At 47.0% G+C, this 20,223-nt stretch carries 18 protein-coding genes and 1 pseudogene; 12 read left to right on the top strand and 7 right to left on the bottom strand.

Annotated elements, in window-relative coordinates; genetic code table 11:
• A pseudogene (locus AKL11_RS23335) lies at window positions 1-262 on the top strand (IS630 family transposase); the annotation flags it as partial.
• 170 nt (window positions 263-432) lie between these two features.
• Here the strand turns inward: AKL11_RS23335 and AKL11_RS23330 are convergent.
• Entirely contained in the window at window positions 433-1,248 is an 816-nt protein-coding gene (locus AKL11_RS23330; RefSeq protein ID WP_067522582.1) for a Rossmann-fold NAD(P)-binding domain-containing protein, read from the bottom strand.
• Between the two features lie 157 nt (window positions 1,249-1,405).
• On the opposite strand from AKL11_RS23330, the gene nfuA reads away from it, so the two are divergent.
• Window positions 1,406-1,987: a Fe-S biogenesis protein NfuA gene (gene nfuA / locus AKL11_RS23325; protein ID WP_067522567.1), complete on the top strand. Its 582-nt coding sequence runs from the start codon at window positions 1,406-1,408 to the stop codon at window positions 1,985-1,987.
• Window positions 1,988-2,034: 47 nt separating this feature from the next.
• Here nfuA and AKL11_RS23320 read toward each other — a convergent pair whose 3' ends face one another.
• The gene (locus tag AKL11_RS23320; protein ID WP_067522565.1) at window positions 2,035-2,757 is read right to left on the bottom strand and encodes a hypothetical protein; all 723 of its coding nucleotides are present in this window, start codon (window positions 2,755-2,757) and stop codon (window positions 2,035-2,037) included.
• Window positions 2,758-3,405: 648 nt separating this feature from the next.
• Here AKL11_RS23320 and greB point away from each other — a divergent pair.
• Both greB and AKL11_RS23310 read left to right on the top strand, forming a co-directional pair.
• Window positions 3,406-3,888, top strand: a complete 483-nt coding sequence (gene greB, locus AKL11_RS23315; protein WP_067522563.1) for a transcription elongation factor GreB — start codon at window positions 3,406-3,408, stop codon at window positions 3,886-3,888.
• 141 nt (window positions 3,889-4,029) lie between these two features.
• Window positions 4,030-4,428 carry a hypothetical protein gene (locus AKL11_RS23310; protein WP_067522560.1) on the top strand — a complete coding sequence of 133 codons (399 nt, stop codon included), beginning with the start codon at window positions 4,030-4,032 and terminating at the stop codon, window positions 4,426-4,428.
• A gap of 18 nt (window positions 4,429-4,446) precedes the next feature.
• On the opposite strand, the gene AKL11_RS23305 is transcribed toward AKL11_RS23310, so the two are convergent.
• Window positions 4,447-5,520, bottom strand: a complete 1,074-nt coding sequence (locus tag AKL11_RS23305) for a 3-deoxy-7-phosphoheptulonate synthase (RefSeq protein WP_067522557.1) — start codon at window positions 5,518-5,520, stop codon at window positions 4,447-4,449.
• Window positions 5,521-5,731: 211 nt separating this feature from the next.
• Window positions 5,732-6,502, bottom strand: a complete 771-nt coding sequence (locus AKL11_RS23300) for a sulfite exporter TauE/SafE family protein (RefSeq protein ID WP_067522555.1) — start codon at window positions 6,500-6,502, stop codon at window positions 5,732-5,734.
• Window positions 6,503-6,717: 215 nt separating this feature from the next.
• On the opposite strand from AKL11_RS23300, the gene cysB reads away from it, so the two are divergent.
• Complete coding sequence (cysB, locus tag AKL11_RS23295; protein WP_067522553.1) at window positions 6,718-7,692, top strand: HTH-type transcriptional regulator CysB; 975 nt, start codon at window positions 6,718-6,720, stop codon at window positions 7,690-7,692.
• A 92-nt stretch (window positions 7,693-7,784) separates the two neighbouring features.
• Here the strand turns inward: cysB and AKL11_RS23290 are convergent, their stop codons facing one another.
• Complete coding sequence (locus tag AKL11_RS23290; protein ID WP_067522551.1) at window positions 7,785-8,063, bottom strand: hypothetical protein; 279 nt, start codon at window positions 8,061-8,063, stop codon at window positions 7,785-7,787.
• A gap of 209 nt (window positions 8,064-8,272) precedes the next feature.
• Here AKL11_RS23290 and thrH point away from each other — a divergent pair, with 209 nt between their 5' ends.
• On the top strand, window positions 8,273-8,878 hold the full coding sequence (gene thrH, locus AKL11_RS23285; RefSeq protein WP_067522549.1) for a bifunctional phosphoserine phosphatase/homoserine phosphotransferase ThrH: 606 nt from the start codon (window positions 8,273-8,275) through the stop codon (window positions 8,876-8,878).
• A 65-nt stretch (window positions 8,879-8,943) separates the two neighbouring features.
• Here the strand turns inward: thrH and pabB are convergent, their stop codons facing one another.
• On the bottom strand, window positions 8,944-10,365 hold the full coding sequence (gene pabB / locus AKL11_RS23280; protein ID WP_067522546.1) for an aminodeoxychorismate synthase component I: 1,422 nt from the start codon (window positions 10,363-10,365) through the stop codon (window positions 8,944-8,946).
• Between the two features lie 200 nt (window positions 10,366-10,565).
• Here pabB and AKL11_RS23275 point away from each other — a divergent pair, with 200 nt between their 5' ends.
• From AKL11_RS23275 to AKL11_RS23250, 6 genes are all read left to right on the top strand, one after another.
• On the top strand, window positions 10,566-11,240 hold the full coding sequence (locus AKL11_RS23275; RefSeq protein ID WP_067522543.1) for a GntR family transcriptional regulator: 675 nt from the start codon (window positions 10,566-10,568) through the stop codon (window positions 11,238-11,240).
• 30 nt (window positions 11,241-11,270) lie between these two features.
• Entirely contained in the window at window positions 11,271-12,110 is an 840-nt protein-coding gene (locus AKL11_RS23270) for an isocitrate lyase/PEP mutase family protein (protein WP_095210646.1), read from the top strand.
• 114 nt (window positions 12,111-12,224) lie between these two features.
• Window positions 12,225-13,352 (top strand): bifunctional 2-methylcitrate synthase/citrate synthase, encoded by a 1,128-nt coding sequence (gene prpC, locus AKL11_RS23265; protein ID WP_067522541.1) that lies wholly within the window; start codon window positions 12,225-12,227, stop codon window positions 13,350-13,352.
• A gap of 142 nt (window positions 13,353-13,494) precedes the next feature.
• Window positions 13,495-16,089, top strand: a complete 2,595-nt coding sequence (acnD, locus tag AKL11_RS23260; protein WP_067522538.1) for a Fe/S-dependent 2-methylisocitrate dehydratase AcnD — start codon at window positions 13,495-13,497, stop codon at window positions 16,087-16,089.
• A 138-nt stretch (window positions 16,090-16,227) separates the two neighbouring features.
• A complete protein-coding gene (prpF, locus tag AKL11_RS23255; RefSeq protein WP_067522536.1) occupies window positions 16,228-17,406 on the top strand; it encodes a 2-methylaconitate cis-trans isomerase PrpF in 1,179 nt (392 codons plus the stop codon).
• Window positions 17,407-17,991: 585 nt separating this feature from the next.
• Window positions 17,992-19,359, top strand: coding sequence for a M28 family metallopeptidase (locus AKL11_RS23250; protein ID WP_067522533.1), 1,368 nt, complete (start codon window positions 17,992-17,994; stop codon window positions 19,357-19,359).
• Here AKL11_RS23250 and ppsR read toward each other — a convergent pair.
• A complete protein-coding gene (ppsR, locus tag AKL11_RS23245) occupies window positions 19,329-20,150 on the bottom strand; it encodes a posphoenolpyruvate synthetase regulatory kinase/phosphorylase PpsR (protein ID WP_067522531.1) in 822 nt (273 codons plus the stop codon). The genes AKL11_RS23250 and ppsR overlap by 31 nt on opposite strands.
• Window positions 20,151-20,223: the final 73 nt, after the last annotated feature.

Raw genomic sequence — 20,223 nt, 5'->3', positions numbered from 1 at the left:
ATTCCACGTTCACTTTACACCGACATCAGCTTCATGGATGAACATGGTTGAGAGGTTTTTCCGAGATTTAACCACACAGCGTTTACGTCGAGGGGKATTCAAAAGTGTTCCAGAGCTTGTGGAGGCAATAGAGGAATATATCGAAAAACATAACGAGAAGCCCAAGCCGTTTATATGGACAGCCAAGGCTAATGACATACTGGAGAAGGTAGTTCGAGCTAATTGCCGCTTAAGCAGCAAAAAGAACGGCGCACTACACTAGATGGAATGAATTCATAGGATATACTCCTGTATACTTGACGTGTGGATGAAAATAATTCACTGCATGATAAAACTATTAACAGAATCCGTTATCATGCAGTTTTTTAAATGCTTAAATAGTTCATATTTTCTGAGCATTCAATTTTGATCAGAAAATATAATTTCATGTGGTTAACCACTTAATCCTTGCATGGGATCTGGATAAGTAAATTGATAGTTCAGTGCTTTTTTCAGTTTATCGCAGTTAACAATACGATAGGGCATGGGCTTATCAATAAATATTGGGGCCGCAATACCCAGAACTTCGCAGGAGCGGGTGTACAGCTCGCGGCGGGTTGGATGTTCGTCAGCCGAAGCATTGAAGACTTCACCAAAGAGGTTCTTGGCAATAATCTCTTCAACAATAAGAATGCAGTCTTCCTGATGAATCATGTTGACCGGGTCATCCGCTCCGCCCAGCTCTCTGCCGGAGAAGTAGCGGCCCGGTTGATAATCGCCACCAATCAGCCCGGAGAAGCGTAACACTGTCGTTTTTAGTTCTTCATTCAGGGTGAATAGCTCTTCAATATCCAGCCAGGCAGTGTCTGAGAATGGAGATTCTATACGAATGGCGTCGTTTTCTGTCACTTCGTCATTATTTTGCGGATAGACGGATGTGGCGCTGATAAGGATAATTTTTTTAACTCTGGATTCGTCAATCTGTTTGGCAAGCGCCTGCATTTGTCTCAGGTAAAAATGCGGCTGGCCGTCACCTTTGCCGGGTGGAATGTTGATGAAGAGAATATCAGTATCCAGAAAATCGGCAATGTCACCTTCGGGATCGGGGGAAAGGCTGATGTTGTAGGCCGCCATACCGGCAGCTTTGATATTGCTTATTTTCTCTGCCCGGGTGGTGGAACCTTTGACAGGGTAGCCGTCGTTTACCAATCTTTCCCCCAGGGGCATGCCCAACCAGCCACAACCCAGAATGCTGATGGTCTCTTTCATGGTGACTCTCATTTTGGTGATGAAGTGCAAATGGGAACTATTCTTACTGATAAATGTATTAAAAGAAACTTAATAATAACCAAGTTGAATAGTAGGGATTCTCTGCGACTCAGTAATGTCATAGAATAGTCCTGAAACTGATAGAGGAAGTGTTGCGTTGAACATTACATTCACAGAAGCCGCACAGAAGTATCTCGCCAATCTGCTGGAAAAACAGGGTGTTGAAGGCATTGGTGTGCGTCTGTTTGTCAGTAATCCCGGTACGCCCCATGCCGAAACCTGCCTTGCCTATTGCAAGCCGGGTGAGGAGAAAGAAGGGGATCTGAAGATGGAGCTGGAGTACTTTCCCTGCCATGTGGAAGGTGTCAGTGAGCCATTTCTTGACGATGCCATGGTGGATTTCGCAGAAGATAAACTGGGCGGTCAGCTGACCATCAAGGCACCCAACGCCAAGCTGCCAAAGGTTAATGACGACAGCCCGCTGGATATGAAAATTAATTACTTCCTGCAGATGGAAGTCAATCCGGGTCTGGCTTCTCACGGCGGCATGGTGTCTCTGGTAGAGCTGGAAGATGATGTGGCGATTCTACAATTTGGTGGTGGTTGTCAAGGCTGCGCGGCGGTCGACCTTACACTAAAGGATGGGGTCGAAAAGACATTAATGGAGCGGATTCCTGAGTTGAAAGGTGTTCGTGACGTCACGGATCATACCAATACGGATAATGCGTTTTATAAATAACTTTGTTTTGGGGGGGAACCCCCATTTATTTTTTATCAATTGTTTAATTACGCAGCATGTTTATGAGACAGTGGATCGGTAATAACAATAGTGTCACCCCGTAGCATAAAGTTATTGCCATGAAGATCCATAACGCCCACCGGGGACAGCTGAATCAAAACGTCGTATAACGTTCTCAAAAAAGCATCATATTCTTCAAGGGTTTGCTCTTTCAAGGAAGGAAGAGAGTCATTGCCGGGTTTTTGAGATAACTGTTCGCTGGCTTTTTTGATCTCCGCAATAAACGCATCCAGGGATTCTATCTCGTCCGGTAATGATCGGTGGTCCATGCCATAGGAGAATGCAACGGTTTTAAAGGCATTCCAGAGTGTGCCAAAGTCCATGTTATGAAAGTGGTCTGGTTGAACGGGATGGCTTCCATCTTCCGTAATATCCTCCAGACGTTCAATGACATAAAAGCGGATTTTTAAACCGTTTGGCAGTTCAACGATATCTTCCCGATGGATAAGTGGGAGATGTGGGTTTTCTCGATTCTCTCGAGACATGCACCAGCGAGCAAAAAGATAGTAGCCGTCTTTTCGGCTGGTGCAGACTTTGACCACTTTGTCCGGCTCATCTGGCAGGTTGTAGACCGTGGCATAAACACCTTCGGCAATTGGATCAAATTCGGTGCACCGTTCCAGAAATTGTACGGCATCCGACGGGTGGCAAATTTCTTCATTTGACGCCAATTCAGACATTTCCTGAATGGCTTCTGAATAAATGGTCATTATTTTTGTAAACCCGAGCTTGATTGGCACGGGTCTCCATATTGGTTTTAATCGTATTTATATTTCTTTCTCTTGAGAGCGTTATGTCTCTATGAGTCCATTCATGAGAAAGTGGCTATCAATATGAGCTGCAATAATGAGCCTTCAATCATTGATGGTTCATTATTTGGTTTTACAGTATTTAAGTACTGCATAATCTAAAAACAGATATTTCTGACTCAATGATCCAGCCACTCTGCCGCGTTGCAACTTCGGTCACATAGCTTGCTATGCTCCCTACGCTGCGCCTTGCATAGTAACTGTCTCATTGGCCAGAAATAGCCGTTTCCATATTATGCAGTACTTATTGTAACTGATTAGCATCATCGCTGATGTTGGAATAATGATCGATTTTTTGATGCAGTGCTGACTTTATAAACATGGTGATCCTACGACTACCGCAATCATTCGGTATTGGACGTTAAGTTAGTTTTATATAAATGTAGGAAAACCTTAACATTTCTAAAGCGGGTTGTCAGTCTTGACTCCTTATTGAGTTTTGATTATCAGAGAATGATCGTTCAGCCGGATTCACGCTTTTTCCATCGAACTCATTCATAAACTCGGTTACTATTTCGTCATTATTAATGCAGATGCTTAATTGATTATATGAGCCGCTCACCTCTTATCACGCTTGCCGGAAAAGAAACCCTGGAGCAGGAGTTGAAATACCTGTGGCGAACCAAACGCCCTGAAGTAACGCAGGCCGTATCTGAGGCTGCAGCCCTTGGAGATCGGAGCGAAAATGCGGAGTATAAGGAAGGTAAAAGGTTGCTGCGGGAGATTGATCGTCGTATTCGCTTTCTTACCAAGAGGCTGGAAGTGCTGAAAGTGGTTGAGTACTCCCCGGAGCAAGAAGGCAAAGCCTTCTTCGGTGCCTGGGTGGAGCTGGAGGGTGAAGAAGGCGATATTCTGCAGTGTCGTATAGTGGGCGCTGATGAGATCGACATGAAAAAGAATCATATCACCATCGATTCGCCCATGGCCCGGGCGCTGGTTGGAAAAGCTGTTGATGATGAAGTGGCGGTAAAAACGCCGTCGGGGAATCGATTCTGGATCGTAAACAAGATCCAATACAAGTCATTTGTATAGAGTGCTGGTCAAGGTGCTCTCAGGAATGGTAATTTTACGTAATGGTAGAGATACCGGTATAACTCATCGTCATAATAGTGTATCTTTTCCGACCTTTTTGTATTCCTCTTGTTATCAATCACCCAGTAGTCCGACTGAACTGTGAAGCGTTATAAACAGGCCATTTTATCCAATTTTTTTGTCACCGAAGATGGTAGCGGCATGCGACATCTGGTGGAAGCGAATCTGGATATCGAGTCAAGAAGTGACCATACGCTGTGCACTGAGGTGCTGCAGAGTGATTGCCAGTATCAGGTACTGGAAAATCAGCATCTGTCAAAAGTCTGTTTGATCTGTTCCGCTATTCTCGACCGACGGATCAGTAATATGCCGGTGGAGCGCAAGGCGGTGATCATTAGGAAGTTGGAAATTAAAGAGGAAGTTGCCCCCAGTTCTCAGCTGTCATTGTTGTCATACGTCGAGATTAAACAGAAGCTGGTAGCGAGGGGAGAGGAGGAGAAGCAAGAGAATCAGCCCGAGCAATTCGAGCTGATTCTGTGAGGTTTGTAACGTCGATGATCAGCTGCGTCTACCGGGCAAAACATCTTTCAGTTTGTCGTGCATGGAACGCAGGGTTTTCTCTGTGGTATCCCAGTCAATACAGGCATCGGTGATAGATACGCCGTACTTCAGATCTTCCGGTTTATCGGTCATTTTCTGACTACCCCAGCCAATATTACTTTCCACCATCAAGCCAACAATGGATTTATTGCCTTCGATAATCTGGTTAGTCACGTTTTCCATCACCAAAGGTTGCAGAGCCGGATCTTTGTTGGAGTTGGCGTGGGAGCAATCCACCATGATGTTTGGTTTGATGTTCGCACCTTCCAGCTCTTTCTCACACAGAGCGACGCTTACCGAATCGTAATTAGGCTTACCACTACCGCCACGAAGCACGACATGACCATAGGGGTTACCTTTGGTATGGGTGATCGCAACCTGGCCTTTGCTGTTCAGGCCAAGAAAACGATGCGGGCTGGAGACAGATTGCAACGCATTGATCGCAACTTCAAGACCGCCATCCGTGCCATTCTTAAAGCCAACCGAAGAGGAAAGCCCGCTGGCCATTTCCCGGTGTGTTTGGGATTCGGTGGTTCTGGCGCCAATGGCTGACCAGGCGACCAGATCCTGAAGGTACTGAGGTGAAATAGGGTCTAGAGCCTCGGTTGCTGAAGGAATGCCCATATCCGCAACATCCATCAACAATTGACGGCCAATATGCAAACCTTCTTCGATTTTGAAGGAATCATTCAGGTGAGGGTCGTTGATTAACCCCTTCCAGCCAACGGTGGTTCTTGGCTTTTCAAAATAGACGCGCATTACCAGATATAACGTGTCGCTTAGCTCTTCACTGAGTTTTTTCAGGCGGGTGGCGTAATCATGAGCCGCCTTAATATCGTGGATAGAGCAGGGGCCAATCACGATAAATAAACGATGATCTTTCCCGTCCAGAATATTCCGGATTACCTCACGGCTTTCGGAAACGGTTCTGGCGGCAGCATCGGTCATGGGAATCTGAGCTTTCAGATGCTCAGGGGTCAGCAATACTTCCTGTGACTGGATGTTTAAATCTTCAATGGGTAAAACTGCCATTTAATACGGTTCCGTTTTGATATGCGCTGAAATTTTTTGTTAAAGCCTGTGCTACCTGCTTGTTCTAAAGAGCCTGAAGATCGTTCTCTCTGTTTGATAAGAGTCATGGGACAGACTGCATAAAGTTCTGCCGGTATACCGCAGTATTTTACGCATTTTCACTTTATTCAAACTCTCGCATCCCTGCAAGCCTCATTCGGATTAAATACCGCTAAAACAGATATTTTATGCCAAGTGTGAAGAGAATCAGTGCCAATACCGTTCTCATCAGGGTGTCTGGTAATTTATTTCCAAGTTTTGCACCCAGCGAAATGGCAGGAATGGAACCGATCAACAAAAAGCCAAGCAGGGTGAAATCCACATTCCCAAGCCAGATATGCCCAAGACCCGCCAGTAATGCCAGTGGTATGGCGTGGGCGATTTCGCTGCCCACCACTTTGACGGGTTTGAGTAATGGATACAGCAATACGATCACTGCGGTGCCCAGAGCGCCAGCGCCAACAGACGACAGTGTTACAAGAAATCCGAGGAATATGCCGGCAATGAAGGTCAGTAGCTGTTGTTGCTTTTTGGTGAGTCGTGATTCCGCCTTAAGCTGCCTTTGTTTGAGCAGAGGCTTCACTAATAACGAGATTGCAGTAAGGGTCAACATAATCCCGAGGCAGAGTGTAAGGATCGGACTATAATCAGCGCTCTTGTCGAAAAAGAACTTCAACAAAAGAATCGTCAGGGCGGCTGCAGGCAGGCTGCCGGCGCAAAGAATTTTAACCAGTGACCAGTCAATACTGCGCTGTCGGTGATGAACCATGACACCGGTGGATTTGGTAATGGCGGCAAACATCAGGTCTGTACCAATCGCAATGTGCATAGGAAAGCCGAACATCAGCAATAGCGGTGTCATCAGAGATCCGCCACCAATTCCGGTCAGACCGACGGCAAAGCCTACGCCTGCACCGGCTGCGATGTATGTTAGAAAGTCCATAAGCATCCTGAAATATATGGTCTAAAGTTATAAGTAGCCCAGACGATGTTTGAAAATGTTGACTAATTAGCGAGATTCGCTGGTAACTATATTGACTGGCTTGTATTCTGGAAAAGAATTTAATGTCATTGTTTTATTCTATATAGAACTAACGGATTGATTTTCACCCTATCCACTTTTGTCAGAACAACCCGCCTGACCGGAGGCCATCATCAATGAAGCTGCAACAACTGCGCTACATCTGGGAGGTTGCCCACCACGACCTGAACGTCTCAGCAACAGCGCAGAGCCTTTACACTTCCCAGCCGGGTATCAGTAAGCAAATCAGACTTCTTGAAGACGAGCTGGGTGTGGAAGTCTTTTCTCGAAGTGGTAAGCACCTGACGCGAATTACCCCGGCCGGCGAAAAAATAATTGATACCGCGGGCGATATTTTACGGATGGTGGAATCCATCAAACAGGTGGCGCAAGAGTTCAGTGATGAGCGAAAAGGCAGCCTGTCTATTGCCACGACGCATACCCAGGCTCGTTATGCATTACCGGATATTATCCAACAATTTATTAGTCAATATCCGGATGTTGCCCTGCACATGAATCAGGGAACGCCTGTACAAATTTCTGAAATGGCGGCGGATGGATCCGTTGACTTTGCCATCGCTACAGAAGCACTTGAACTGTTTAATGATCTGGTGATGATGCCTTGCTATCGCTGGAATCGTTGTGTGCTGGTGCCCAGAAATCATCCTCTGGCGCAGATTTCTGAGTTGTCCCTGAAAGACATTGCCCGGTTCCCGCTGGTGACCTATGTATTCGGTTTCACCGGGCGCTCAAAACTGGATGAAGCCTTTATGAATGAAGGGCTTTCACCCAGAGTCGTATTTACCGCCACGGATGCGGATGTCATTAAAACCTACGTGCGTCTTGGTTTGGGTGTGGGTATCGTGGCAAAAATGTCCTACGATCCAGAGTTGGATCAGGATCTTGTGCCGCTGCGTGCTGACCACTTGTTTGAGCCGAGCATTACCAAGATTGGTTTCCGCCGTGGTACTTTCCTGCGTGGGTTTATGTACGACTTTATTGAAGCCTTTGCGCCGCACCTGACAAAAGATGTGGTTCAGGAAGCAGTACTGCGTCATAACAAGGCGGAGGTTGATGAACTATTCTCCCATGTACAGCTGCCTGATCGTTAAGTTGTTAAAGCTTATTAGCATTGAAAAACAGCGGCTAAGTACCCGATCATATTAAGTCAGAAAATATGATTTCATATGGTTGGGTGCTTATTCTAAGCCGCTTTCTGCAAAACATCCTTGACCAGCTTAAAATAGATTGTGTAAATCGCCGGCTCTTTTCCTTCTTCTTCCACAATAAAAAACGGTGCTTTATCCACCTGATAAAGATCCGCCAGCAATGCGCCAGTGCTTCCGGGTTCACCTTCTACGGCATTTACAAATTGGTCTATTCGGTGGATATGGCCAGAATCTTCAAGTCGTTTCTGAACTTCTTCGCACTTGGTGCAAAGATTTCCGTCCAACATCACTTTTTTGACCATGGTGATTTTCATAGGGGGTACTCCTAAGTATCTTTACATTTATTGTGCTGGCGAAGATCAGTACCTTATTAGAATTTATACCTATATGGCTAGGTTAATATGATATATTTCTGAGGCTTGGAGGTGTCTGATTATTCTGATGCAAGATCAGGTGAGTCCTCTATGTTTATAGCACTCTTATATCACAACAATCATAAAAAGCAGCCAGTGAGAAATAGCTAATGGATGTCGTCTGTCTTGACTTGGAAGGTGTACTGATTCCTGAAATCTGGATTGAGTTTGCCACCCAAACCGGTATTGATGAACTACGGGCAACCACCCGCGATATTCCTGATTACGATGAACTGATGACCATGCGTCTGGGGATTCTGGAAAAGCACGGTCTTGGTTTGAATGAAATACAGGAAGTGATTTCAGGTATGAAGCCTCTGGAAGGCGCTGTGGATTTTGTGAACTGGCTGCGCAGCGAATTTCAGCTGATTATTCTGTCCGACACATTCTATGAATTTGCTGATCCGTTCATGGTTCAGTTGGGTCGACCTACGTTGTTTTGCCATCGCCTTGAGGTTGACGGTACTGGTAAAGTTACTGGCTACAAATTGCGGCAGAAGGATCCAAAAAGGGCTTCTGTTAAAGCGCTAAAGAACCTGAATTATCGAGTTTTTGCTGCGGGGGATTCATATAATGATACCACCATGTTGTCCGAAGCAGATGAGGGTTTTCTGTTTATGGCACCGGATAATGTGATTGCAGAGTTTCCTCAATACCCTGCGATCACTCATTATGATGGGCTTAGGAAAGCATTGCTGGATGCCAGTAAAGTTTAATAAAAAGGGCGCTCTAAAAGCGCCTTTCGCTTTCCTGACTAATAGTTCTGATTCATCTGTATCAATCAGCGGGCTAAAAAGTGGTCTTCTAGTCCATTCATCAGGTTACGCACTTTCGTGATAGACTCTTCATACTCCGAATCACAATCGGAATCCGCAATTATCGCACCGCCTCCCCAACAGTGAAGCTCCCCATCTTTTGAGAGGATCGTTCTGATGGCAATACTAGTATCCATAGTGCCATCACAACTGATGTAACCAATGGAGCCGCAATAGATGGTGCGGGCAACGGGTTCCAGCTCACGGATAATTTCCATGGAGCGAATTTTTGGCGCACCGGTGATGGAGCCGCCGGGAAATGTACTTTCCAGTAAATCCACAGGGCTGTGGTGATCATCCAGTTCACCATTCACGGTGCTGACAAGATGGTGAACATTGGCGTAACTTTCCAGGGCAAATAATCTGGGCACCGAAACGCTTCCGGTTTTGCACACTTTGCCAAGGTCGTTTCGCAAAAGATCCACGATCATTAAGTTTTCAGACTGATCCTTTTCACTGCTCTTTAGCTCGTTGGCAATGGCGAGATCGCTCTCTGGCGTGAGGCCTCTTGGTCGCGTACCTTTGATAGGGTTGGTGGACACTTTACCGTCTTTAAGCCGAATAAACTGCTCTGGGGAATGGCTGAGAATTTCCATATCCGGTCGCTTTATATAAGCAGAGTAGGGTGCCAAAGTGGTGGTGCGCAGCTTTTTATAGGCTTCCCAGGTATCGCCGGTGTGGTGCGTGGTAAAACGTTGAGTCAGGTTGACTTCGTAACAGTCTCCAGCGGCAATATAATCTTGTATCGCCTGAAACGCAGTCTGATATTCTGCTCTGGACTGTGTCGGTTCAAAGGCTTTCAGCAGTTTAAATGATGATGGATTTACTGCTTTTCTTTCGGTATCGAGAGACTGAAGCACCTGCGCTTTAATCTTCTCAGGAATATCCGGATGAAACACCAGAGATGCTGATCGCTTTTTATGATCAGTCACTAAAGCCCAGTGGTAGAGTCCGACAGATATATGCGGTGTATCGTTATCTCTCGGTAGAATCCGTTCAGGTTCTATTTGTTCGCAAAGCTCATAACTCCAAAAGCCCACCAGCCCACCCTGAAAAGGTAAGTCGCTGTTCTCAGCGCTTTGCTCAATCAGGCTCATGCGCTCAAGCGATTCTGAGAGATAATTTAGCGGTGTGTTAGTGGTGACCTGTCTTTTGGTTTGATCGACAAAATCCTCAATAATCAGCTTTCCACCGGGAAAAGCGGTGAAGTGTTTGGCGGGTGCTGCAGTGATGATGTCGTAGCGACTGAAAGTATCCTTATAAATGGAGTGGGTACCATTAAAGGCGGAGCTATCCAGAAAATAGGGGTAGGGCAACTCGATAAAATGCTCGAAATAGAGACTGGTGTCATCTTTATACTCCAGTTCAAGAATTGTCAGACTCTTCATATATTTATCCGGACAGAACTGCGGCTAAGTGTAACGTCTGAAAGCGCTTTCTGTCATTTAACAGTGATGGTTAAGTTCCATTTTCTCTGAGTTGTGCGTATGTCTAAATGCCAAAAGCTCGGGATTGTTTACAATCTTTGTGGATTTTTGATCTATTTTTATATATAAAGTCATGAAAATTAATAATTGTAGACAATCTTATGGGTGATGCTGCTGAAAAAACATCGGTCAAACCGCTGACCCAGGCCAGAGAAGTGACTGATCTGCTGATGCAGGACATTGTGTCCGGGCAGTTGGAAGAAGGCAGTCGGATCTCCGAACTTGAGCTGTCTCGTCGCTATGGCATTGGCCGGGGCCCGCTCAGAGAGGCCATTCTTCGCTTGGAAGGCATGGGGCTTGTGGTGCGTGAACCCCATGTGGGTGCCAGAGTCGTCAGGTTAACGCGCCAGGAGTTGGCGGAAATTTTTACCATGCGCGAAGCCCTTGAAGGAGTTGCCGCCCGTGAAGCCGCGAAAAATATCACGGATGCTGAGTTGATTGATCTCGGTCAACTCATTGATCGCCATGGACGCTATGTTGAAGAAAATAATGGCGAAGCTTACATGGATCAGGAAGGGGATTACGATTTTCACTATCGAATTATCAAAGCGTCCGGCAATCAACGGCTGATCAACCTTCTTTGTAATGAACTCTACCATCTGATCCAGATTTATCGAAAAACCTCCAGGGGTGAAGCTCGCCCGGAGCGCGCGTTGATCGAACACAAAATGATTTTCCAGGCATTGCAAGACCGGGACGGTGAGTTAGCAGAACTGCTGATGCGCAAGCACATAGGCCGTGCACGGCGGGAAATTGAAAACGCGATTGAGCAGTAATAAACAACAACAAGAACGAGAGGTAACATCTTGAATAAGCAGACTAATGCACTGGTTCAACTCATCCAAAAAGAAGGCATCGTTACCGCACCGGGTGTTTATGACGGTATTTCTGCACGCTTGGGTGGTGAGGCGGGTTTCTCGGCACTGTATGCCAGCGGTGGCGCCATTGCCCGCAGCACCGGTGTACCGGATATTGGACTGTTGACGTTAACTGAAGTGGTTGACCGTGTTCGCCAGATTGTGGAAGCCACCTCGCTGCCAGTGATTGCCGATGCGGATACCGGCTTCGGTAACGAAGTTAATGTGAAACGCACCGTTGAATTGTTTGCTAATGCTGGCGTCAGTGCTTTCCATCTTGAAGATCAGGAGTTTCCAAAGCGTTGCGGTCACCTGGACGGTAAGTCTTTGGTATCTACCGAAGAGATGTGCAAAAAAGTAGCTGTAGCGAAAAAGTACGCTGGCGATGTCATGGTCATTGCTCGTACCGATGCTATTGCAGTGACTGGTTTTGATGATGCTATTGAACGTGCCCGTGCGTATGTAGACTCTGGCGCTGATATGTTGTTTGTGGAAGCGCCACAAACCATCGAGCAAATTGAAGAGATTGCACGACAGGCGCCTGGCCCTAAATTGATCAATATGTTTTACAGCGGTAAAACACCCTTAGTGCCAACGGAAGATCTGAAAGCCATGGGCTATCAGCTCATCATTATTCCTTCAGACCTGCAGCGTGCGGCAGTCACGGCCATGCGTGAAGTGCTGAATGTAATCAAGCGGGATGGTAATAGCGGCGCCATTGCCGACGGCATGATGACGTTTCAGGAGCGGGAACAGCTAGTGAAAACCCAAGAATTTCTCAACCCATAATCTATTTGGGGTACGTGATTCTTTTTCAGAAATACAACAATTTGCAGGTGAATCTTTTGGTAGATTGTCGCCTGCGCTCAGCAAGCGAACACACTATAAAAACGGAGAAGTTCCATGGCAGAGAAGAAATTAAGCGGTGCGGGTTTGCGAGGCCAGTCAGCGGGTGAAACGGCCCTGTGTACGGTTGGCAAAACCGGCTCAGGTCTGACTTACCGTGGCTATGATATTAAAGAATTAGCCGACAACGCCCAGTTTGAAGAAGTGGCTTATCTGCTACTTTATGGCAACTTACCCAACCAGACAGAACTGGACGCCTATAAAACCCGCCTGAAAGGTATGCGTTCACTGCCGGATGCACTGAAAACCGTTCTGGAAAACATTCCTGCCGATGCGCACCCAATGGATGTAATGCGCACCGGTTGCTCCATGCTGGGTAATCTGGAAACCGAAAAAGATTTCTCCGAGCAGCTGGATCATATTGATCGTATGCTGGCAATCTTCCCGGGCATGATCAACTACTGGTATAACTTCAGCCATAATGGCGTGCGAGTTAATGTCGATACTGAGGCGGATTCCATTGCCGAACAATTCCTGTGGACATTGCACGATAAAAAGCCAGATCCGCTTCACGTTAAAGTGATGCATGCGTCACTGGTTCTCTATGCTGAACACGAGTTCAATGCGTCCACCTTTACTGGTCGTGTATGTGCCTCCACATTGTCGGATATTCATAGCTGTGTGACTGGGGCTATCGGTTCCTTGAGGGGTCCATTGCATGGTGGCGCTAACGAAGCGGCCATGGAAATGATCGAGAACTGGCGCTCAGCGGATGAAGCGGAAGACAAGATCATGGGCATGCTGGCTCGCAAAGATAAGATCATGGGCTTCGGTCATGCGATTTATCGTGAGTCTGACCCTCGTAACGCCATTATTAAAGAGTGGTCTAAGAAACTGTCTGAGCAGATAGGCGACGAATGCCTGTATGCCGTGTCCGATCGGGTTGAAGCCGTCATGTGGCGCGAAAAGAAATTGTTCTGTAATGCCGATTTCTTCCATGCGTCTGCTTACAATTTCATGGGTATTCCAACCAAACTGTTTACCCCGATCTTTGTGTGTTCCCGAGTTTCTGGCTGGACCGCTCATGTGATGGAGCAGCGGGCTAACAACCGAATTATCCGTCCATCTGCGGATTACACCGGCCCTGAAACTGCTGAATGGGTTGATATTCAGGATCGCCCTTAACCTTCAAGCCTACTTCTATATCCTCGGTCCCACGCTTTTAGGCCCTTTGGGTCGTGCGTGGGAATGCATACAGGGCTTCCATATACAGCACGGGAGCCAGAACGAGAAAACAATAATTACCTGCCCGGTGGACGTTCGACGTATGAACACTGACTTTCGAAAAAAATTACCCGGCACAGAGCTGGATTACTACGACACCCGCGAAGCCGTGGAAGCGATCCAGCCGGGTGCTTACGCAAAGCTGCCTTATACCTCCAAAATTCTTGCCGAACAGCTGGTTCGCCGTTGTGAGCCAGCAGCATTAACGGACTCTCTTAAACAGATTGTTGAACGAAAACGCGATCTGGATTTCCCCTGGTACCCAGCCAGAGTCGTATGCCACGATATCCTGGGTCAAACAGCGCTGGTTGATCTGGCAGGACTCCGCGATGCCATTGCAGAGCAGGGTGGTGATCCTTCCAAAGTAAACCCAGTCGTACCAATACAGCTGATTGTCGATCACTCCCTGGCCGTTGAACACGGTGGGTTTGATCCAGAAGCCTTCGAGAAAAACCGTGCTATTGAAGATCGCCGTAACGAAGACCGTTTCCATTTTATTGAATGGACAAAGACTGCGTTTAAAAACGTTGATGTTATTCCTGCGGGAAACGGCATCATGCACCAGATCAATCTGGAGAAAATGTCGCCAGTGATTCAGGCGCGTGATGGCGTAGCGTACCCTGATACCTGTGTAGGCACAGACAGTCACACACCGCACGTGGATGCCTTAGGTGTTATTGCTATTGGTGTCGGTGGTCTTGAAGCGGAAACCGTGATGCTTGGTCGCCCATCAATGATGCGCCTGCCGGATATTATTGGGGTCAAATTGGTTGGTAAGCGACAGGAAGGGATTACTGCCACGGATATTGTTTTGGCCATTACCGAGTTCCTGCGAAAAGAACGAGTGGTGTCTTCTTATCTCGAATTCTTTGGGGAGGGCGCTTCCAAGCTGACCATCGGTGACCGTGCAACCATTTCCAATATGACGCCAGAGTTCGGCGCCTCTGCCGGTATGTTCTATATCGATGAGCAAACCATTGATTATCTCAAGCTAACAGGCCGTGATGCTGAACAGGTGGCTCTGGTAGAAAACTACGCCAAAACCAACGGGCTTTGGGCTGATGATCTAAAAGAAGCTGAGTATGAACGGGTGCTGACGTTTGATTTGTCTACCGTTTGTCGGAATATGGCTGGTCCATCCAATCCACACCGTCGTTTACCAACGTCGGAATTACAGAATCGTGGTGTTGCTGGTGAATGGGAAGAAAAAGAAGGGTTGATGCCAGATGGTGCTGTCATCATTGCTGCTATTACCAGTTGCACGAATACCAGTAATCCACGAAATGTTGTGGCTGCTGGTCTGGTGGCGAAACGAGCCAATGAACTTGGATTGGTTCGTAAGCCCTGGGTGAAATCGTCCTTTGCTCCCGGCTCAAAGGTGGCGAAGCTCTATCTGGAAGAATCTGGTTTGTTGCCAGAGATGGAAAAACTGGGCTTTGGCATTGTCGCTTACGCCTGTACGACCTGTAATGGCATGAGTGGCGCGCTGGACCCGAAAATTCAGCAGGAAGTGATTGATCGTGATCTTTATTCCACCGCAGTACTTTCCGGTAATCGCAACTTTGATGGACGGATTCATCCTTATGCCAAGCAGGCATTTCTGGCATCGCCGCCTTTGGTTGTTGCCTACGCCATAGCCGGTACTGTGCGTTTCGATATCGAAAAAGATGTGCTGGGCACCGATAAAGAAGGCAATCCAATCACGCTTAAAGACATCTGGCCATCGGATGCAGAGATTGACGCTATTGTCAGTGAGCATGTGAAGCCGGAGCAGTTTAACCAGATTTACATTCCCATGTTTGATCTGGGCAAAGTGGCAGAAGCGAAAAGCCCACTTTACGACTGGCGCCCCAATACCACCTATATTCGTCGTCCACCTTATTGGGAAGGCGCCCTAGCCGGTGAACGAACACTGAAAGGCATGCGCCCTCTGGCCGTGCTAGGTGACAACATTACAACCGATCACCTGTCGCCTTCTAATGCCATTCTTGCCAGCTCTGCTGCCGGTGAATATCTGGCAAAAATGGGCTTACCGGAAGAAGATTTCAACTCTTACGCTACCCACCGTGGTGATCACCTGACTGCACAACGGGCGACGTTTGCCAACCCGAAACTCTTGAACGAGATGTGTCTGGATGACAAAGGTGAAATCAAGCAGGGATCTTTGGCAAGAGTGGAGCCAGAAGGCAAAGAAACCCGCATGTGGGAAGCCATTGAAACCTATATGGATCGTCGACAGCCGCTGATCATTGTCGCTGGTGCGGATTATGGTCAGGGTTCCTCCAGAGATTGGGCTGCCAAAGGTGTTCGTCTGGCCGGTGTCGAAGCCATTGTTGCGGAAGGGTTTGAGCGTATTCATCGTACCAATCTGGTGGGTATGGGTGTTCTGCCACTGGAGTTTAAGGCAGGCACAACCCGTAAAACACTGGAGCTTGATGGCACTGAAACCTATGACGTGATGGGTGATCGAACCCCGGGGGCGACGCTGGTTCTGCTGATCCATCGTCAGAACGGTGAAACCATAGAAGTACCAGTGACTTGTCGCCTGGATACTGCAGAAGAAGTGTCTGTGTACGATGCGGGCGGTGTATTGCAGCGTTTTGCCAAAGACTTTTTGGAGTCGTCTGAGGCTGCTTAACCATGCGAGCTTTCATGCTATAAGGCTGCCGCAAAACCCCTGGTTCCCATGCTGTGCGTGGGAACCCAAATGACTATCTCTTTGAAAATTGAGATATGCATTCCCACGCACAGCATGGGAACGAGGATAGCTAATAAAATGAATCATCTCCCTCAAATAAAAATCCCAGCAACGTATATGCGAGGGGGCACCAGTAAGGGTGTCTTCTTTAACTTGTCAGATCTACCGGAAGCAGCACAGGTGCCTGGAGAGGCTCGTGATGCCTTGTTGCTGCGGGTGATTGGTAGCCCCGACCCTTATGGCAAACAGATCGATGGCATGGGTGGTGCCACCTCCAGCACCAGCAAAACGGTGATTCTCTCGAAAAGCACCCAGCCAGATCACGATGTGGATTACCTGTTTGGTCAGGTTTCTATTGATAAACCGTTTGTGGATTGGAGCGGCAACTGCGGCAATCTAACGGCAGCTGTGGGTGCCTTTGCCATTACCAGCGATTTGGTAGATGCCGATCGGGTTCCGGCAAACGGGGTTGCAACGATTCGGATCTGGCAGGCTAATATCAAAAAGACCATCGTCGCCAAAGTCCCCATGACCAATGGGGTCGTTCAGGAAACCGGAGATTTTGTTCTCGATGGCGTAACTTTTCCGGCAGCTGAAGTTCAGGTTGAGTTTTTAAATCCTGCCGATGGTGAAGGCGCGATGTTTCCAACAGACAATCTGGTGGACGATCTTGAGGTACCCGGTGTTGGCACTTTGAAAGCCACTATGATTAACGCTGGCATTCCCACCATATTTATCGATGCAGAAGCCATTGGTTATCAGGGTACTGAACTTCAGGAAGCCATTAATGGCGACCAGGAAGCGTTGGATCGTTTTGAAGCCATTCGTGCCCACGGTGCCCTGAAAATGGGATTGATTACCTCTCTGGAAGAAGCCGTTACACGACAGCACACGCCGAAAGTGGCTTTTGTCGCAAAACCTAAGCGTTATGTTTCTTCCAGCGGTAAAGAAGTCAGTGAAAACGATATAGATTTACTGGTTCGTGCGTTGTCTATGGGTAAGCTGCACCATGCCATGATGGGCACGGCTGCGGTGGCTATTGGTACTGCTGCTGCGATTCCCGGAACATTGGTTAACCTTGCCGCTGGTGGTGGTGAGCGAAATGCCGTGCGATTTGGTCATCCATCGGGGACTCTAAAGGTGGGTGCTGAAGCCGAGCTTGAAAATGGGAAGTGGGTGGTGACTAAAGCGATAATGAGCCGCAGTGCCAGAATATTGATGGAAGGAGTGGTTCATATTCCAGGTTCTACATTCTAATGTGTTTCTGAAGCCTTTAATTATGCAAACAATAGCATTTGCTCTTAGGGTAGACATTAAGCAAGTTTCCTTGTGTCGCAGGCGTTTCAGAGGTGTCTCGGTCTTGGAGTCAGCTTGTTCACCGGATGTAAGACGTCGCTTTCGTCCCACGTTCGGCTTTAAGTTGGCAGCCTCTTGCTGATTGATATCTCTCCAGTCCTTGGAAGAGACTGGAAGCAGCAAATAAATCCTTAATGTCTACCCTAAGAGCATTTGCTTTGGCAGCAGTGCTATTTCAATTGTCCCACTCAACTCGTCAGGCTAAATGAGCGGGAGTTGAGGTAATGAACCATTTCTATGCGCATTTTTCCATGTAAGTAGTTGATCAAATGTAATCGAATAATCCTGACCGATTGAATATTAATTCAGCTGATGACATGTGCTGCAATAGTTATAGAGAGGTTATGGCTAATTGTGTTTACCTCGATGGACTGTTAACTCAAGTAGTCACAATATCAGTGATACTTGCTGGTCGGTCAGTGTTTTATTCGAAAGCAAATGGTTAACTACTCAGAGTAATAATCCTAATTTAGATAGGTGTTGTTGATGAATACGGCGGACGTAGTAAGCTCACAGCGTGAGGGCTTTCTGACCGATTTTGACATTGAACAGCAATCACAACCAGCTGAAAATAGTGCAGGTTGGCGAGGTTGGTTTATCTGCAATGCCAAATCAAACAAAGGTAAGCTGTTACTGGGAGGCTTAGTTCTCTTCAGTGCCGGTATTGTGGGTGCGGTAATTGCACTACCTGTTGCTTTGGCGGGGAGGACGGTAGCCCCACTACAAACCTTGCCTCCACCCTATTTGCAGAGAGCAGATAATGGCTCTGATGTGACGCTACCGATAACAATGGATTCATCAATGTTTTCGGAGGTGTCAGCCACCACGGCACCAATCTCTATTGGTGCCCATCCCTACTTTCAGGGATACATAGAGTCTCAGGTGAATCAAGCAAACCTTAAAAAAGAGTTGGCCGAATTATTAGCCATAGGTTCAAGGTCAAGTTTTTGTGATGCAAATAGTAATGGATTTTTAAAGGCCTCAGACTGGTTAAAGACAAAACTGAGCGGATTGGATGTCGCTGTGACCAAAAATGATTTTAGTTATCATGATAACTATCATGGCTCGCAGTTAAGATCATCATGCTCAGGAGATCAGGTGCAGACTTCCAGTAACCTATTTGCCATGGTGCCTGGTCAAAGCACAGAATGTGTGGTTGTAGGGGCGCATTTAGATACGGTGACTAATACTGTCGGAGCGAATGATAATGGGTCCGGTGTGGTCGCTTTGCTTGAGATGATTCGTATATTGAAGCAAGAAAACGTTGAGCCACGGCACTCCATAGTATTTGCTTTCTGGGGAGCAGAAGAGGCTGGGACAACATTATTGGGTTCTGGGGCGTTTTTAAATGGTAATAATAGCCAAGTCACTTTGGCCAATTTAAGTAGCACTGCTGGAATGGATAATAATGGCCCATTTTCAATAAAAGGCTACATCAATTTGGATATGATCGCGGGGAATGTAGCTGGTAAAGAAGGTATTGTGATCAGTGACCCTGATTCACAAACAGGATTCTGGGAATATCTACCCTATAAATTTTTTCCTCGTATTGCAGAGGGAACCCGTAATATTAGTAGATTGTTCATGGATTATTTTTCTGAACGCAACATACCATTTACGAAAACAAAAATGTACCGGGTAGGAGATCACGCAAGTTTTCAGGATAAATCAATACCTTCCGTCATGTTGTATACCGGATATGATCGTTGTTACCACAAAACCTGTGATGATGGTTCTAATGTCGACTTTGCAAAACTGCAGCTCTGCACCAAAGCCGCATTAAATGTCACTGTTGAGCTAGCTATGGGTAGGCGGGGTTGTTGTCATTTCAACCGCCTGATTAGGCTCGCCTGATCCATAATCCGCGTAGCAATTTCTTCGACTGAAAACTCTGTCGTATCGATATATGGGATACGTTCCTGTTGATAAATCTGCTCAACCATCTGCACATCATACTGACATTGTCGGAGTGAAGAGTATTGACTGTTTGGGCGACGCTCGTTACGAATGCCTGCTAAACGCCCAGGGTTGATGGTAAGGCCAAACAATCGGTCTTTATGTGGCCTTAACGATTCAGGTAGCTTGATGCCTTTATTAAAATCGTCTTCAGTAATCGGATAATTCGCAGCAAAGAGACCAAACTGGAGCCCCAGATAAATACAAGTAGGTGTTTTTCCCGAGCGTGAAGCCCCAACAAGAATAATATCGGCTTTTTCGTAATGCCTGAAGCGGGCACCATCATCATTATCCAGGGCAAACTGAACGGCTTCGATTCTCCGGTGATAACTGTCGCTGGTGGTGGTAGATCGTTTTTTACCGACGGTGTACAACGGGTGCGAGCCGAGTTCATTTTCGAGACCGGGCAGGAAAGTGGCAAAGAGATCAATCATATAAGCGCCACTGGTATAAAGGAGGGTGCTGACTTCTTCGTTCAGCACGGTCATAAAAACGATGGGCTGGACGTTTTCCTGTTGATGGGTTTCTTTGATCAGGGTTAATGCTTTGATCGCCTTTTCCGGCGTATCAATATAAGGCAGGGTGTGATGAATAAACTGTGGCCCGGAAAACTGAGCCAGCAGGCTTTGGCCAAAGGATTCCGCCGTAATTCCGGTACCATCAGAGACAAAAAAAACAGACCTTTCCACCCATGCACTCCTGAAAATGTTGTTCTTGGTGATAGTTCAGCCGGGATAGCTCAGCCGGGATAAGGGTTAAACC

This window comes from Endozoicomonas ascidiicola (assembly GCF_001646945.1).
GTDB lineage: Bacteria > Pseudomonadota > Gammaproteobacteria > Pseudomonadales > Endozoicomonadaceae > Endozoicomonas > Endozoicomonas ascidiicola.
Note: the sequence above shows the minus strand (reverse complement) of the source record. Positions and strands in the feature narration are given on the sequence as shown.

Coding starts and splice junctions, on each gene's coding strand:
- AKL11_RS23330 (WP_067522582.1), bottom strand. CDS start 1,248: ATGAAAGAGACCATCAGCATTCTGGGTTGTGGCTGGTTGGGCATGCCC.
- AKL11_RS23320 (WP_067522565.1), bottom strand. CDS start 2,757: ATGACCATTTATTCAGAAGCCATTCAGGAAATGTCTGAATTGGCGTCA.
- greB (WP_067522563.1), top strand. CDS start 3,406: ATGAGCCGCTCACCTCTTATCACGCTTGCCGGAAAAGAAACCCTGGAG.
- AKL11_RS23305 (WP_067522557.1), bottom strand. CDS start 5,520: ATGGCAGTTTTACCCATTGAAGATTTAAACATCCAGTCACAGGAAGTA.
- AKL11_RS23300 (WP_067522555.1), bottom strand. CDS start 6,502: ATGGACTTTCTAACATACATCGCAGCCGGTGCAGGCGTAGGCTTTGCC.
- cysB (WP_067522553.1), top strand. CDS start 6,718: ATGAAGCTGCAACAACTGCGCTACATCTGGGAGGTTGCCCACCACGAC.
- AKL11_RS23290 (WP_067522551.1), bottom strand. CDS start 8,063: ATGAAAATCACCATGGTCAAAAAAGTGATGTTGGACGGAAATCTTTGC.
- thrH (WP_067522549.1), top strand. CDS start 8,273: ATGGATGTCGTCTGTCTTGACTTGGAAGGTGTACTGATTCCTGAAATC.
- pabB (WP_067522546.1), bottom strand. CDS start 10,365: ATGAAGAGTCTGACAATTCTTGAACTGGAGTATAAAGATGACACCAGT.
- AKL11_RS23275 (WP_067522543.1), top strand. CDS start 10,566: ATGGGTGATGCTGCTGAAAAAACATCGGTCAAACCGCTGACCCAGGCC.
- prpC (WP_067522541.1), top strand. CDS start 12,225: ATGGCAGAGAAGAAATTAAGCGGTGCGGGTTTGCGAGGCCAGTCAGCG.
- acnD (WP_067522538.1), top strand. CDS start 13,495: ATGAACACTGACTTTCGAAAAAAATTACCCGGCACAGAGCTGGATTAC.
- prpF (WP_067522536.1), top strand. CDS start 16,228: ATGAATCATCTCCCTCAAATAAAAATCCCAGCAACGTATATGCGAGGG.
- AKL11_RS23250 (WP_067522533.1), top strand. CDS start 17,992: ATGAATACGGCGGACGTAGTAAGCTCACAGCGTGAGGGCTTTCTGACC.